Source organism: Acutalibacter sp. 1XD8-33 (assembly GCF_003612555.1).
GTDB lineage: Bacteria > Bacillota > Clostridia > Oscillospirales > Acutalibacteraceae > Acutalibacter.
Genome location: NZ_RAZF01000099.1, coordinates 1 through 567 on the forward strand (window position 1 = coordinate 1; position 567 = coordinate 567).

Annotated in this window: 1 protein-coding gene; it reads right to left on the reverse strand. The window is 51.9% G+C overall.

Going from position 1 to position 567, the window contains the following annotated elements:
• Positions 1-159: 159 nt before the first annotated feature.
• On the reverse strand, positions 160-567 hold a 408-nt coding region (locus tag D7X94_RS18025; protein WP_158591090.1), incomplete at its 5' end, for an IS30 family transposase.

Genomic DNA, 567 nt, shown 5'->3' on the forward strand with positions numbered 1-567 from the left:
TAAATTACAAAAAAGTTCAATAAATTTTCCCGACTTATGAAAAGCGGGGGTTCCGACGTATTCGGAACCCCCGCTTTTGTGCAAAAAGGCAATGGAAAATCAAACCGGGCGTTTTTCACGCTTCCGGCCTCTCTCTTTGTCTGTTCAATTTTCCGGCGGCTATGTTATGTACCGCTCAAAAAGCATTCGCGGCGTTGCCCAGCCTAATATCCGCCGCGGGTAGTTTGCCATCCACTCTTCCACTTCTGCAACCTCCGCCGCGGTTACTTCGTCAAAGCTTGTCCCCTTTGGGAAGAAACGCCGAATTATGCGGTTCATGTTTTCGTTGCTTCCCCGTTCGTATGCAGAATACGGGTGGCAATAATAACTCTTTGTGCGGGGCTTCCGCGCCCGCTTTGACCGCTCCATTCCGGCGCAATCCTGAAATTCGCTTCCGTTGTCAACCGTTATTGACCTGAACACTTGCCGGAACCCTGCGCCCATCCTCCGCTCTATGCGGTCAATCCCCCGCACGACGCTTTCCATCGTGTGATCGGGAACGCGAAAAATCACGGGGTAACGGGTCAA